The 14,105-nt window shown below is 71.1% G+C and carries 13 protein-coding genes; 8 read left to right on the top strand and 5 right to left on the bottom strand.

Annotation, left to right across the window (positions count from 1 at the left end; all coding sequences use genetic code 11):
• Positions 1-110: 110 nt before the first annotated feature.
• Together FFK22_RS29390 and FFK22_RS29395 are read right to left on the bottom strand one after the other, a co-directional pair.
• The gene (locus tag FFK22_RS29390; RefSeq protein ID WP_138891508.1) at positions 111-746 is read right to left on the bottom strand and encodes a cyclodeaminase/cyclohydrolase family protein; all 636 of its coding nucleotides are present in this window, start codon (positions 744-746) and stop codon (positions 111-113) included.
• Positions 746-1,600 (bottom strand): bifunctional 5,10-methylenetetrahydrofolate dehydrogenase/5,10-methenyltetrahydrofolate cyclohydrolase, encoded by an 855-nt coding sequence (locus FFK22_RS29395; RefSeq protein ID WP_138891509.1) that lies wholly within the window; start codon positions 1,598-1,600, stop codon positions 746-748. The genes FFK22_RS29390 and FFK22_RS29395 overlap by 1 nt, the downstream gene beginning before the upstream one ends.
• Positions 1,601-1,777: 177 nt before the next feature.
• On the opposite strand from FFK22_RS29395, the gene folK reads away from it, so the two are divergent.
• A complete protein-coding gene (folK, locus tag FFK22_RS29400) occupies positions 1,778-2,272 on the top strand; it encodes a 2-amino-4-hydroxy-6-hydroxymethyldihydropteridine diphosphokinase (RefSeq protein ID WP_138891510.1) in 495 nt (164 codons plus the stop codon).
• Positions 2,273-2,318: 46 nt separating this feature from the next.
• Here folK and FFK22_RS29405 read toward each other — a convergent pair whose 3' ends face one another.
• The 3 genes from FFK22_RS29405 to FFK22_RS43265 form a co-directional block, all read right to left on the bottom strand.
• On the bottom strand, positions 2,319-3,248 hold the full coding sequence (locus FFK22_RS29405) for an NADP-dependent oxidoreductase (protein WP_138891511.1): 930 nt from the start codon (positions 3,246-3,248) through the stop codon (positions 2,319-2,321).
• A 231-nt stretch (positions 3,249-3,479) separates the two neighbouring features.
• The gene (locus FFK22_RS29410) at positions 3,480-4,511 is read right to left on the bottom strand and encodes a LacI family DNA-binding transcriptional regulator (protein WP_138891512.1); all 1,032 of its coding nucleotides are present in this window, start codon (positions 4,509-4,511) and stop codon (positions 3,480-3,482) included.
• Between the two features lie 15 nt (positions 4,512-4,526).
• A complete protein-coding gene (locus FFK22_RS43265) occupies positions 4,527-5,621 on the bottom strand; it encodes a hypothetical protein (protein ID WP_186002720.1) in 1,095 nt (364 codons plus the stop codon).
• A 223-nt stretch (positions 5,622-5,844) separates the two neighbouring features.
• Between FFK22_RS43265 and FFK22_RS29420 the strand changes: the two genes are divergently transcribed.
• The 7 genes from FFK22_RS29420 (at position 5,845) to pgi (ending at position 14,041) form a co-directional block, all read left to right on the top strand.
• Positions 5,845-6,393 (top strand): hypothetical protein, encoded by a 549-nt coding sequence (locus tag FFK22_RS29420; protein ID WP_138891513.1) that lies wholly within the window; start codon positions 5,845-5,847, stop codon positions 6,391-6,393.
• A complete protein-coding gene (locus FFK22_RS29425; protein WP_138891514.1) occupies positions 6,390-7,022 on the top strand; it encodes a hypothetical protein in 633 nt (210 codons plus the stop codon). Before FFK22_RS29420 ends, FFK22_RS29425 begins: the two co-directional genes overlap by 4 nt.
• Positions 7,023-7,106: 84 nt before the next feature.
• Positions 7,107-8,045 carry a bifunctional riboflavin kinase/FAD synthetase gene (locus FFK22_RS29430; RefSeq protein WP_138891515.1) on the top strand — a complete coding sequence of 313 codons (939 nt, stop codon included), beginning with the start codon at positions 7,107-7,109 and terminating at the stop codon, positions 8,043-8,045.
• A 231-nt stretch (positions 8,046-8,276) separates the two neighbouring features.
• On the top strand, positions 8,277-11,156 hold the full coding sequence (ileS, locus tag FFK22_RS29435; RefSeq protein ID WP_138891516.1) for an isoleucine--tRNA ligase: 2,880 nt from the start codon (positions 8,277-8,279) through the stop codon (positions 11,154-11,156).
• Entirely contained in the window at positions 11,153-11,689 is a 537-nt protein-coding gene (gene lspA, locus FFK22_RS29440; RefSeq protein WP_138891517.1) for a signal peptidase II, read from the top strand. Before ileS ends, lspA begins: the two co-directional genes overlap by 4 nt.
• Positions 11,686-12,321 (top strand): DUF3035 domain-containing protein, encoded by a 636-nt coding sequence (locus tag FFK22_RS29445; RefSeq protein ID WP_138891518.1) that lies wholly within the window; start codon positions 11,686-11,688, stop codon positions 12,319-12,321. The genes lspA and FFK22_RS29445 overlap by 4 nt, the downstream gene beginning before the upstream one ends.
• An 88-nt stretch (positions 12,322-12,409) precedes the next feature.
• Positions 12,410-14,041, top strand: a complete 1,632-nt coding sequence (pgi, locus tag FFK22_RS29450; RefSeq protein WP_221938953.1) for a glucose-6-phosphate isomerase — start codon at positions 12,410-12,412, stop codon at positions 14,039-14,041.
• Positions 14,042-14,105 lie beyond the last annotated feature (64 nt).

The raw sequence follows: 14,105 nt of genomic DNA on the forward strand, positions 1-14,105 counted from the left end.
GAAAATTTACGGCCGGATGGTTGCCCTGGCTCCCGTTACCGGGGTGCCCAGCGGATCGCGCCGGGCCACGGTCCCGGAGGAAGCGCCTGACTTCGGTGAATCACCTATCCTCAGCGCAGCCGGTCCCGCACCAGCCGGGCGATGCCGGCGGCGCGCTGCTCGACCGTCGCCAGCAGACGGTCGCGGCTGTCGGCATAGACCTGGCGGCGGGCGGAGTCGTCGAGGCCGCGCAGATTGACGTCGACGGCGTAGAGCACCGCCTCGACCGCGCCGCGCAGCGTCGCGGCGCCGGCGCCGACATCGCTGACGATCTGGGTCGCGGCCAGCGTGGCGGCCTGGTTGGCCAGGTCGATCCCCTCGAGCGCGGTCTGCGCCGCGTTCAGCGGGACCTCGGTGGCCGCGATGGTCGCTTCCCGCAGCGCCTCGCGTCGCGCCGCCTTCTCCGCCTCGGTCGCCTTCGGCAGCTTCAGCGCCGCCATGAAGGCGTCGAACACGGCGACGTCGGCCTCGGCATGGGCCGACAGCTCGGCGATCAGCCGTTCGCCGGACGTGATCAGGGTGTCGAGGAAGCTCCGGTCGGCTGCCTTGTTGGCTGTGATGCGCAGCGCCATCACCACCAGGCCGAGGCCGAGCGTCGCCGACACCATGGCCGCGGAGCCGCCGCCAGGGGTCGGCGAATCACTGGCCAGCGTGTCGCGGAAGGTGGCGAGCGGCCAGCGCCACAGGCTGTCTTCGGTCTCGGTCATCACACCCTCCCGGCGCGGCGCTGCAGTTCCACCGCCTGCAGCAGGTTGCTGAAGATCAGGGTCGCGGTCAGCGGCCCGACGCCGCCCGGCACCGGCGTCAGCGCCGCCACGACCGGGCGGACGCCGTCGGCATCGACATCGCCGACCACCCGGCCGTCGACCACCGAGATGCCGGCATCGACCACCACCTGGCCCGGCCGGACCATGGCGCCGGTGACCAGGCCGGGCCGGCCGGTGGCGACGAAGACGATGTCGGCGGCGGCGACCGCGGCGGCCAGGTCGCGGGTGCGGCTGTGGCACACCGTCACCGTAGCGTCGCGGTTGACCAGCATCGGCGCCAGCGCCCGGCCGACGGCACGGCCGCGGCCGACCACGACGGCCCGCGCCCCCTTCAGGTCGGCGGCGGTCTCGGCCAGCTGGATGCAGGCGGCCGGGGTGGCCGGCAGCAGCGCGTCGGCCTCGCGCCCGGCGGCGATCAGGCCGAGATTGTGCGGTGTCAGCCCGTCGACATCCTTCAGCGGGTCGAGCTGCCGGATGGCGACCTCGACATCCAGCCCGGCGGCCAGCGGCAGCTCCAGCAGGATGCCGTGCACGCCGGGATCGGCCGACAGCGCCGCGATGCGGGCGTCGAGCGCGGCCTGCCCGCCGGCGGGATCGACCGCCTCGACCCGGAAGCCCAGGCCCAGCGTGTCGGCGGTGCGCTGCTTGGCGGCGGCATAGCGGGCGACCGCGGCGTCGTCGCTGGCCACCACCACGGCCAGGCAGGGGCGCAGGTCCGGCGGCTTCTCCGCCTGGATCCGCGATCGGATCCGCTCCGCGATCGACTTGCCCAGCAGGGCGGCGGCTTCGGCCATGGCGAGGGTCCCGTTGAGGCGTCCGGCCCGGCATACACCATCGCGGCGCGGCCCGGCTCGACATTTCCGCCGGACAAGGCCATAACGCCGCCGCCCCGCGCCACTGGGGCCGCGACACCGTTCGGCCGATTCGCGGCGAAACGCGGATTCGGCGCGGAGCAAGCCCCGGAGCGAGCCATGGTCCCCGTCCTGTTCGCGCTCGGCACCAATCTCGGCGACCGCGAGGCCAATCTGCGCCGGGCGATCGCCTGGCTGCGTCGCGAGACCACGGTCGATGCGGTCTCCGCCGTCTATGAGACGGCGCCAATGTACGATACCGACCAGGACAGCTTCCTCAACATGTGCGTCGCCGCCCGCACCGGCCTCGCGCCCGAGGCGCTGCTGGCGCGGCTGAAGGCGGCGGAGGCGGAGATCGGCCGAGTGCCCAGCCGTCCCAACGGGCCGCGGCTGATCGATCTCGACCTGCTGCTCTATGGCGACCGCCTCGTCGACCGGCCGGATCTGACGGTGCCGCATCCGCGGATGGCGGAGCGCGGCTTCGTCCTGGCGCCCGCTGCCGATGTCGCCGCCGGCTGGGTCCATCCGGTCGAAGGCCGCAGCGTGGCCGAACTGCTGCAGGCGCTCGGGCCACTCCCCGGCGTGGTCCGGCGCGACGACCTGCGGCTGGGGTAGGTTCGGACGGACGGCCGCTTCGCGGCACCGGTCGTTCCGGCGCCCTTCACGAGCCGATCTGCAGGATGATCTTGCCGCGGGGGTGCGGGCGGGCGCCTTCCAGCATTTCATGGGCGGCCCGCGCTGCGGTCAGCGGCAGGATCGAGCTGATCTGCATGGCCAACTCTCCGGCGTCGACCATCGCGGCGATCCGCTCCAGATGAGCCGTGGTCACCTGCACCAGGAAGAACCCGGCCGTCACGCCACGCCGTGCGGCTTCCTGCTGGTCCGGCTGCGACACCGCCGAGACCAGCCTGCCGCCGCGTTTCAGCACGGCGAAGGACCGGCTCTGTGCTTCGCCGCCGACCAGATCGATCACGGCATCGACGAGCTCCACCCGGTCCTCGAGCCTGTCCTTGCGGTCGACCACCTCGTCTGCGCCCAGGCTGCGGAGATAGGCGAGGTCGGCCGCGCTCGCGGTGGCGATCACCCGCGCCCCGGCGCGATGAGCGATCTGCACGGCGTAGGCGCCAACATTGCCGGCGCCGCCGAGGACCAGCACGGTCTGGGTCCGGCCGAGCTGCGTCTGCTCGAACAGGGCCTGCCAGGCGGTCACCGCCACCACCGGCAGGGAGGCGGCCTCGACATGGCCGATCCGGCCCGGCTTTCGGGCGATCATGGCCGCCGAGGCGAGGGCATATTCGGCATAGGCGCCGGTGAAGCGGGCGTTGGTCACGCCGAACACCTCGTCGCCGGGGGCGAAGCCGGTGGCGCCGGGACCGGTCGCCTCGACCGTGCCCGATAGGTCGGAGCCGAGGGTCAGCGGCAGGGGCTGCGGCAGGACGCTTTTGCCGGCCCGGATCCAGCCATCCCAGGGGCCGACTCCGGCAGCGGCGACGCGGACCAGGACCTCGCCCTCGCCCGGTTCGGGCCGTTCGACATCCTCGAACGCGATCACCTCGGGCGAACCGAACCGGTGGACGCGGGACGCCTTCATCAATAGGGAAGCCGGGGGTTGCCGAGAGCCGAGCGACGTCGTCATGGACTGATCCTCGCTGGTTGCCCATCTCGGGGCTTGGTTTGGCCTGGACCCAGAATGCGACAACTCGGAAAGCGAGGGAAAAGATCATCGGCCGGGGGCGGACGGTCCCCTGGCAAACCCCGAGCCGGCTGATCGGCCTGATCGTGTCTGGCCGCCTCATCCGCCGCCGATGCGTGAGCCCCAGATCTAAGCCTCTGCCGGCGCCGGCCCGGCCGAGCCGCGCTCGATCAGCTCCGGCACCCCCAGCTGCGACGGCGGCGTCTCGCCCCGCAGCAGCGCCAGGACCTGCTCGGCCAGGTATTCGCCGAAGGGGCGCAGCGAGGTGCGGAAGGTGGTCAGCGGCGGGTTGGCCAGCGCAGCGATCGGGATGTCGTCGCAGCCGATGATCGACACGTCGACGCCGACCAGGAGGCCGGCGGTGCGCACCGCCTCGGCGGCGCCGAACGCCATCTCGTCATTGCCGCACAGGATCCCGGTCGGCCGCCGCGACAGCGCCAGCAGGGCCGCGGCCTGGCGCCTGCCGGTCTCGGCGGTGTAGTCGCCGCAGCGATGCCAGGCCGGGTCGGCTTCCAGGCCGGCCTCGGCCAGCGCTTCCTGCCAGCCGAGCAGGCGCTGGTGGCTGGCATTGACCTGCGCCGGGGTGTTGATCAGGCCGATGCGGCGATGGCCGCGGGCAGCCAGCCAGGCGGTCGCGGCCCGGCCGCTGGCCCGATGGTCGGCATCGACGAAGGGCGTGTCCGGCCGCTCGCCGTCGCGGCCGAGCATGACGAAGGGAAAGTCCAGCCGACGCAGATAGGCGGCGCGTGGGTCGTCGACCCGCACCCGGGTCAGAATCACGGCATCGACCCGCCGGCCCTCGACCAGCCGGCGCAGCACCTCGATCTCCTGGCAATCCGGCGCGGCGCCGGCGACCAGCACGGCGTAGCCGGCCGGCGCAAGCACCGCGTCGATGCCGGTCAGCAAGGGCAGGAAATAGCTGTCGACCAGGCCGGCCGGCGATGGTGTCAGCAGGAAGCCGACCGCGTCGGCCCGGCCGCGGCGCAGGGTGCGGCCGAGCGCGTTCGGCGTGTACCCGACCTCCGCCGCCGCCGCCAGCACCCGCTTGCGGGTCTCGTCGGCGACGTCGCTATGGCCGTTGAGGGCGCGCGAGACGGTGTAGGTCGACAATCCGAGCGACCGGGCGAGTTCGACGATGCCCACCCGTTTGCGATCCGCCATGCGCCCGTCCCGTCGTCAATCTTCGAGGCCGGCGAACAGCAGCACCATGGCTGCGGTCGAGGAGACGTCGGCGCCGCCGATCCCCTCGCCGGTGATCGGGTCGAAGTATTCGCGGAAGCCGCTGCGCCCGACAACGGTCATGCTGTCGCGGCGGATGCGCGCCGCCAGGTCGCGCCGGCCGGCGCGACGGATCCCGTCATACAGCATCCAGTTGACCGGCAGCGAGACCGCGCCGCGCCAGGGGCGCCCGGGGTCGAATTCGGGCTGGCCGGGCTCGAAGCTCGGCACCGCGACGGCGGCCTGGTCCAGCCAGCGTTCCAGCCGGGCCGGCAGGGCCGGGTGCCGCGCCGCCAGGGCCGGATCGGCGTAGAGCGGCAGCAGGCCGCCGATGCCGGGGTGGCGGATCGGCTGCCCGCTGGCGGCGTCGCGCGAATGGTAGGCGCCGTCGGCCTTGTCCCAGCATGCTTCCAGCGCCGCCCGGGTTCCGGCGATCATGCGGTCGACCTCGACCATGCCGGCGCGGTCGTCGATCATGTCGAGCAGGAAGCGCAGGTCGCGGTTGGCGCGCTGCAGGATGACGTTGAAGCCGATATCGGCGACGCGGAACGGGGCGGCCGCTGCGTCCCGGGCCGCCATCCCGCTCTCCTCGGGCCCACTCTCCTCGGGATGAGTGATCGCCGCCAGCCCGGTGCCCTCGGGGTCCCGCGCCGCGGCGAACCAGCGGTGCCAGGCCAGCAGCTTCGGCGCCAGGATCCGCAGGCGGGGGCGCGACCGACGCACCCCGAAGCGCTCGAACAGATAGCGGGCGGCGGTGGTGGCGACGGGCGCGTGGGTGAGGCCCGATGCTGCCGCGCTGCCGGCGGCATCGCCGGGCTCGCCGCCATGCGGCAGGAGGTGCGGCACCATGCCGTCCGGCTCCTGCCCGGCCAGCAGGGTCTCGATCTCGGTCCAGGCGCGGTCCTCGTGGAACTGGGCGAGGCCGAACGCGGCCAGGCTCGAATCCCAGTTCCGCTGTGCCGCGCGGGGGTCGGCGGCGGTCGGCACGATGTGGTCGCCCCGGTCATTGGCCCGGAGGATGGCGATCGCGGCCTTGGTCAGCTCTGTGGTCATGACGCTCGCGGTCGGTTTCGGCGGGCCGGCAACGGCGGCGAGTGGTTATCTAAATATTTATGAAAAATAAACATAAAAACAATGCGAAACGGTCTGGCTTTCCCGCGAGCCCCCCTTTACCGCGAGGCGGCGGACAGCCACACTGGCCGGCATGAGGCGCTCGGCGTTATGCGCCCCCGTCATCGTCCTGGCGGCATGGGGGGTGGCCGCCCACGCGGCAGAGATGACGGTCGCGGGGATCACCTTCAGCGACGCCGAAGGTGGCTTCGTGCTTGAATCCGCGACCGGCGCCGGGCGGCTGGACGACCCCTTCGTGGTGGTCGAGCGGATCACCGGCAAGGGCGAGGCGGCGCTGACCGTCAGCGGGCTGACGCCGGCCTTCGGCAACCGCGTCGGCACCGCGCATCTCGCCGGCTTCGCTTTGGTCAAGGTGGTGCGCAACGACACCGCGGAGACCTGGCGCGACTTCCCGGTCGAGCTGCAGGAGCAGCGCGGCGACCAGAGCCCCTATGGCGACGGCCTGTCCTTCGCCCAGGCGCCGGAGGCGGTGCGCGGCATCCGCGCCGACCGCTTCACCGCGGCCCAGATGTATGACGAGCCGCGCGACATGGTGCTGTTCCATGACGGCACGGTGCCGCCGGGCGGGACGGTGGTGCTGCGCGTCGTGGTCACCGACAACACCCCATCGGGCAGCTTCTACGTCGTGCAGCGCCGGATCCAGCCGACCGCGTCCCTGCCGCCGCCGTGGCGCGTCGCCAGGGCCCGGCCGTGAGCGGCGCCCTGCGCCGTGCCGCCATGGCCGGCCTGCTGCTGTGCCTGGGGCTTGCGGGCGCGGCGCAGGCGGGCGAGGTCTCCGCCGCAGGGCTGGTGTTCAGCGATTCCGAAGGCGGCTTCGTGCTCGAATCCGCCAGCGGCACCGGGCGGCTCGACGACCCCTTCGTGGTGGTCGAGCGGATCACCGGCAACGGCGAGGCGGCGCTGACCATCACCGGGCTGACCACCGGCTTCGGCAACCGCATCGCCACGGCGCATCTCACCGGCTTCGCCCTGACCAAGATCGTGCGCAACGACACCAACCAGACTTGGCAGGACTTTCCGGTCGAGCTGGAGCGCAAGCGCGGCGAGGGCAGCACCTATGATGACGGCCTGTCCTTTGCCCAGGGGCCGCATGTGTCGCGCTCGATCTGGGCCGAGGGCTTCGCCTCCGGCCGGGTGATCGACGAGCCGCATGACGGCCTGGTCTTCGAGGGCGGCAGCATCCCGCCCGGCGGCACGGTGACGCTGCATCTGGTGGTCACCGACAACATGCCGGCCGGGCCGATCTACCTGGTGCAGCGCCGCCTGGCGCCGACCGCGATGCTGCTGCCCGGCCGGCGCCGGATGGGCGCAACGCCGTCCTGACCCCGGCCCTGCCCCCTGGCTGGCGGCGCCGGTCCTCGCTATATCCAACGGGCCCGGCACGACGGCCGGGCCGGGACGAGGCCCATGCAGATCTTCCGCCACACCGAGAACCTGCCGACAGCGGCGCGCGGCGCGGTGGTCGCCATCGGCAATTTCGACGGCGTGCATCGCGGCCACCAGACCGTGGTCGCGGCGGCGCAGGCCGAGGCGCGACGGCTCGGCGTGCCGCTCTGCGTGCTCAGCTTCGAGCCGCATCCGCGCAGCCTGTTCCGGCCGCAGGACCCGCCGTTCCGGCTGACGCCGTTCCGGATCAAGGCGCGGCTCCTGGAGGCGCTGGGCGTCGACCTGCATGTGGTGCTGCATTTCGACCTGGCCTTCGCCGCCCGCTCGGCCGAGGATTTCATCGAGACCGTGCTGGTCCGCTCGCTCGGCGCCCGCCATGTCGTGGTCGGCTATGATTTCTGCTTCGGCCACCGCCGCGCCGGCACGCCGGAGACGCTGACCGCGTTCGGCCGGCGGCTCGGCTTCGGCGTCACCATCGTCACCCAGGCGTCGGACGAGACCGGCGGGCTCTACTCCTCCAGCCGGGCGCGCGAGCTGCTGGCCGAAGGCGACACCCGCGGCGCCGCCGAGATCCTGGGGCGGCCGTGGGAGATCGAGGGCCGGGTCGAGCATGGCGACAAGCGCGGCCGCCAGCTCGGCTTCCCGACCGCCAATGTCGAGCTCGGCGATTTCCTGCGCCCGGCCTACGGCATCTACGCCGTGCGCTGCGCCGTGGACGAAGGCGGGCCGCTGGCCTGGCATGACGGCGTCGCCAATCTCGGCATCCGGCCGATGTGGCGGACCGAGGCGCCGCTGCTGGAAGCCTATCTGTTCGACTTCTCCGGCGACCTCTACCACCGCCATCTGCGGGTGCAGCTGGTGGAATGGCTGCGCGGCGAGGAGAAGTTCGACTCGCTCGAGGCGCTGGTCGCCCAGATCGACCGCGACTGCGAGGCCGCGCGGCAGGCGCTGGCGGGGTAGGGCGCGACTCCGCGTGCCTTGACCCGGGGCGTCCATCCGGTACGATGAGAGCCATGCGCAAGCCGGCCGCCCTGTTCCGAATTATCCGCCCGGCCCTCTGACGGGGGTCGGGTCACCGCGCCGCGCGCACCCCTCACGTCATGCCGCTTCGAGGCCCATCGGGTCGTCCGGCTGGCATCCGATCGTCAAAGCGGGTATTGAGCCCCGCGTGGATCCACGAGCCCTCATGTCATGACCGTCCAGCCTGCCGAGACACCGGGCGCCGCCCCGGCTGCTTCCGACTACCGGTCCACCGTCTTCCTGCCGAAGACGGATTTTCCGATGCGCGGCGGTTTGCCCCAGAAGGAGCCGGAGCTGCTGGCCCGCTGGGCGCAGATCGACCTGCTGGGCCGGATCCGCGCCGCCTCGGAGGACCGCGAGAAATTCGTCCTGCATGACGGCCCGCCCTACGCCAATGGCGACATCCATATCGGCCATGCGGTCAACAAGATCCTGAAGGACATCGTCGTCCGCACCCGGCAGATGCTGGGCCGGGATTCGGTCTATGTCCCGGGCTGGGACTGCCACGGCCTGCCGATCGAGTGGAAGATCGAGGAGAAGTACCGCAAGGCCGGCCAGGACAAGGACGCGGTGCCGGTGCTGCAGTTCCGCGAGGAATGCCGTGCCTTCGCCCGGCACTGGGTCGGGGTGCAGTCGGAGCAGTTCCAGCGCCTCGGCGTGATGGGCGACTGGGCCGACCCGTACCTGACCATGACCGACGCGGCCGAGGCGCAGATCGTCCGCGAGATCCACAAGTTCCTGCTGAACGGCGGGCTCTATCGCGGGCTGAAGCCCGTGCTGTGGTCGGTGGTCGAGAAGACCGCCCTGGCCGAGGCCGAGGTCGAGTACCAGGACATCACCTCGGACATGGTCTGGGTGCGCTTCCCGGTGACCAAGGCGTCGCGGCCGTCGCTCGAAGGCGCCGCGGCGGTGGCCTGGACCACCACGCCCTGGACCCTGCCGGCCAACCGCGCCATCGCCTATGGCGCGGATTTCGAATACGGCGTCTACCGGGTCGACACCGTCGCCGAGGGCAGCCTGGCCAGGCCGGGCGAGACGCTGCTGCTGGCCACGACGCTGGCCGATGCGGTGGCGAAGGACCTCGCCGTCACCGGCTGGACCGCGATCGACAAATTCCCCGGCTCGGCCCTGGCCGGCGCCGTCGCCCGCCATCCGCTGGCGGGGCAGGGCTATGAGTTCGAGGTGCCGTTCCTGCCCGGCGGCCATGTCACGGTCGATGCCGGCACCGGCCTGGTCCACACCGCGCCCAGCCACGGCGCCGACGACTTCGACCTCGGCCGCGCCCATGGCATCGCCGCCACCGAGACGGTGACCGAGGACGGCCGCTACCATGTCAGCGTGCCGCTGTTCGCCGGCCATGTGATCTACCGGCCGGACGGCAAGAAGGGCGACGCCAACAAGGTCGTCACCGCGGCGGTCGAGGCCGCGGGCGGGCTGCTAGCCAAGGGCCAGATCCGCCACTCCTACCCGCACAGCTGGCGGTCCAAGGCGCCGCTGATCTTCCGCGCCACGCCGCAATGGTTCATCTCGATGGAGACGAACGGGCTGCGCGACACGGCGCTGGCGGCGCTGAAGCAGACCCGCTTCGTGCCGGAGCAGGGCTACAACCGCCTGTCCTCGATGATCGAGAGCCGGCCGGACTGGGTGATCAGCCGCCAGCGCGCCTGGGGCGTGCCGATCGCGATCTTCGTCGACAAGGCGACCGGCGAGCCGCTGCGCGACGCCGCGGTCAGCCAGCGCATCGCCGCGGCCTTCGAGCTCGAGGGCTCGGACGCCTGGTACAAGCACGACGCCCAGTTCTTTCTCGGCAACACCTTCAAGGCCGAGGATTACGAGCAGGTCTTCGACATCGTCGACGTCTGGTTCGAATCCGGCTCGACCCATGCCTTCGTGCTGGAGCAGCGGCCGGAGCTGAAATGGCCGGCCGACCTCTATCTCGAGGGCTCGGACCAGCATCGCGGCTGGTTCCACTCTTCGTTGCTGGAAAGCTGCGGCACGCGCGGCCGGGCGCCCTATGACGCGGTGCTGACGCACGGCTTCACGCTCGACGAGCAGGGCCGCAAGATGTCGAAGTCGCTCGGCAACGTGGTGGCGCCGCAGACGGTGATCGACCAGTCCGGCGCCGACATCCTGCGCCTCTGGGTGGTCTCGACCGACTATTCCGAGGACATGCGGATCGGCAAGGAGATCCTGAAGTACCAGTCCGACGCCTATCGCCGGCTGCGCAACACGCTGCGCTACCTGCTGGGCGCCCTCGACGGCTTTCAGGAGGCCGAACGGCTGCCGGCCGCCGAGCTGCCGGAGCTGGAGCGCTGGGTGCTGCACCGGCTGTGGGAGCTGGACGGCACGATTCGCCGGGCGATCGAGGCCTACGACTTCCACGCCTTGTCCACGGCGCTGCACAATTTCTGCGCCGTCGACCTGTCGGCCTTCTATTTCGACATCCGCAAGGACTCGCTGTACTGCGACCGGCCGGACGATCCGCGCCGCCGCGCCGTGCGCACCGCGCTCGACCTCCTGTTCGATCACCTGACGGTCTGGCTGGCGCCGATCCTCTGCTTCACGGCAGAGGAGGCGTGGTTGGCCCGGCACGGCGACGGGCCGGATGTCAGCGTCCATCTCCGCACCTTTCCGGAGGTGCCGGAAGCCTGGCGGGACGACGCCCTGGCGGTGCGCTGGAGCCGGCTGCGCGACCTGCGCCGCGTCGTCACCGGCGCACTGGAGGTGGAGCGCGCGGCCAAGCGCCTCGGCTCCTCGCTGCAGGCCCATCCGGTGGTGCATGCCGGCGCGGCCGAGGCCGAGCTGCTGCGCAGCCTCGACTTCGCCGAGATCTGCATCACCTCGGGGCTGGCGGTCGAGACCGGTGCGGCGCCGGAAGGGGCCTTCACCCTGGCCGACGTACCGGGCGTGGGCGTCGTCGTCGCAACCGCCGAAGGCCAGCGCTGCGACCGCTGCTGGAGGGTTCTGCCCGAGGTCGGCACGGTCGCGGCCCATCCGGATCTGTGCGTCCGCTGCGCCGATGCGGTGGACGCAGCCGGGGCCTCGGCATGACCGAGCCGAGGCTGTTCCGCCACGGCCTGATCGTCGCCGTGCTGATCCTGGTCGCCGACCAGCTCAGCAAATGGTGGGTGCTGAAGGTCCTGTTCGGCCTGGCCGAGCCGATCACCACGGCCAGCTGGGCGCCGCCGATCCGGATCAACGGCGTCCTCGATTTCGCCATGGTCTGGAACTATGGAATCAGCTTCGGTCTCCTCGCCGGCGACGCGCCGCTGGTGCGCTGGGGGCTGTCGGCGGTCGCGGTCGCCGTCGTCGCCGGCTTGCTGGTGTGGCTGTGGCGCAACGATCGCGGCCTCGTCGCCCTCGGCGTCGGGCTGATCATCGGCGGGGCGATCGGGAATGTGATCGACCGGCTGCGCTTCGGCGCCGTCGCCGATTTCTTGCATTTTCACGCCGGGGAGTATTCTTTCTGGGTGTTCAACGTGGCCGACAGCGCGATCAGCATCGGGGTGATGCTGCTGATCGCCGACAGTCTGTTCGGTCGGCGCACGCACCCGGTGACGGCGCAGCAGAGGGACAGATCGTGAGCGGGCAGTCTCGTTTTCTCCAGTCCACCACTCTTTCGCAGCCCGGCCGGGCGCGGCGGGGCCGGCTGGTCACGCTGACCGGCCTGGTCGTCGCCACCCTGGCCGTCGCCGGCTGCGGCGGCAACCAGACCGTGCAGGAGATGATCGGCTACGACCGGTCGACTCCCGACGAATTTGCGGTGATGCCTCGCGCGCCGCTGGCCATGCCGGCCTCGATGGAGGAGCTGCCGCCGCCGACGCCGGGCGCGCCGCGGCCGCAGGAGGCCCAGCCGCGCGAGCAGGCCGAGGCGATCCTGTTCGGCCAGGGCCAGAAGGTGACGCACGAGGCGGCCCCGTCCGCGGGTGGGGCGGGCGCGTCGGCGGTCCTGGCCAAGGCCGGGCAGGCGCAGCCGGACATCCGCACCACCGTCGACCAGGAGACGACGCAGATCGCGGCCAGCGAGGACGGCCTCGTCGACCGGCTGATGTTCTGGAACTCGAAGCCGCTGCCGGGCACCGTGGTCGACCCCTACAAGGAATCGGCGCGCCTGAACACCAATGCCGAGGCCGGCAAGCCGCTGACCACCGGCGACACGCCGATCATCATCCGCAAGCGCCAGGCACCGCTCGAAGGTCTCGTCCCGAGCTTCTGAGGATAGAGTCGATGGGCCGGCATCCGCCGGCCCATCGTGTTTTTGATCCGACACGCTGCCGCACCGGAGGCGCCCGCCCATGTCCGATCTGACCCGCTCGCCCGCCTGGACCGCGCTCGACGCGCACCGCAAGACGATGGAGGGCACGCATATGCGCGACCTCTTCGCCGCCGACCCGAAGCGTTTCGACCGCTTCTCGCTGCGCCTCGGCGAGGTGCTGCTCGACTATTCCAAGAACCGGGTGACCGAGGAGACGCTGGGCCTCCTCTTCGCCCTCGCCCGCCAGCAGGATGTCGAGGGCTGGCGCGACCGCATGTTTGCCGGTGACCTGATCAACGGCACCGAGCACCGCGCCGTGCTGCACACCGCGCTGCGGGCGGAGCTGACCGGCTCGATCGCGGTCGACGGCCAGAACGTGCTGCCCGAGGTGGCGGCGGTGCTGAAGCACATGCGCGAATTCTCCGACGCGGTGCGAGACGGCAGCTGGACCGGTTATACCGGCAAGCCGATCACCGACGTCATCAACATCGGTATCGGCGGCTCCGACCTCGGGCCGGTGATGGTGTCCGAGGCGCTGGTGCCCTACCAGCACCCGCGCATCACGCTGCACTTCGTCTCCAATGTCGACGGCACCCACATTGCCGAGACGCTGAAGCGGATCGACCCCGAGACCAGCCTGTTCCTGATCGCGTCGAAGACCTTCACGACGCAGGAGACGCTGACCAACGCCCACACCGCCCGGCGCTGGTTCCTGCATTCCGGCGCGCCGGAAGCGGCGATCGCCAAGCATTTCGCGGCGCTGTCGACCAATGCGGCCGAGGTGTCGAAATTCGGCATCGACACCGCCAACATGTTCGGCTTCTGGGACTGGGTCGGCGGCCGCTACTCGGTGTGGTCGGCGATCGGCCTGCCGGTGATGATCGGCATCGGCGCCGACGCCTTCGAACGCTTCCTGGCCGGCGGCCGCGCCATGGATGCGCATTTCCGCTCGGCACCGCTGGAGCAGAACCTACCGGCGGTGCTGGGCGTGCTCGGCGTCTGGTACGGCAATTTCTGGGACGCCCAGACTCATGCCGTGCTGCCCTACGACCAGTATCTGCACCGGCTACCGGCCTATCTGCAGCAGGCGGACATGGAGTCGAACGGCAAGTCGGTCGACCGCCAGGGCCACCGGGTCGACTACCAGACCGGGCCGGTGATCTTCGGCGAGCCCGGCACCAACGGCCAGCACTCCTTCTACCAGCTGATCCACCAGGGGACGAAGGTCATCCCCTGCGACTTCATCGCCCCGGTGGAAAGCCATAACCCGGTCGACGACCACCACCCGATCCTGCTGTCCAACGTCCTCGCCCAGACCGAGGCGCTGATGGTCGGCAAGACGCCGGACCAGGTGCGGGCCGAGCTGACCAAGGCCGGGATGTCCGGCGCGGCGCTGGAGGCGTTGCTGCCGTTCAAGGTGTTCGAGGGCAACCATCCTTCCAACACCATCCTGGTGCGGACGATCGATCCCTACACGCTCGGCCTGCTGGTCGCGCTGTACGAGCACAAGATCTTCGTCCAGGGCACCATCTGGAGCATCTATTCCTTCGACCAATGGGGGGTGGAATTGGGCAAGCAGCTGGCCAAGGCCATCCAGCCCGAGCTGCTGGGCGAGAAGGCGCCGGGGCCGCATGACAGCTCGACCCTCGGCCTGCTCACCGCGATCCGCGACTGGTCGTGATCTCACTGGCCGATCCATATCGAACGCATATGGATCGGCCAGAATCACACTATTGGACATGATG

The sequence above is a fragment of the Mycobacterium sp. KBS0706 genome (assembly GCF_005938675.2).
Taxonomy (GTDB): Bacteria; Pseudomonadota; Alphaproteobacteria; order DSM-16000; family Inquilinaceae; genus Inquilinus.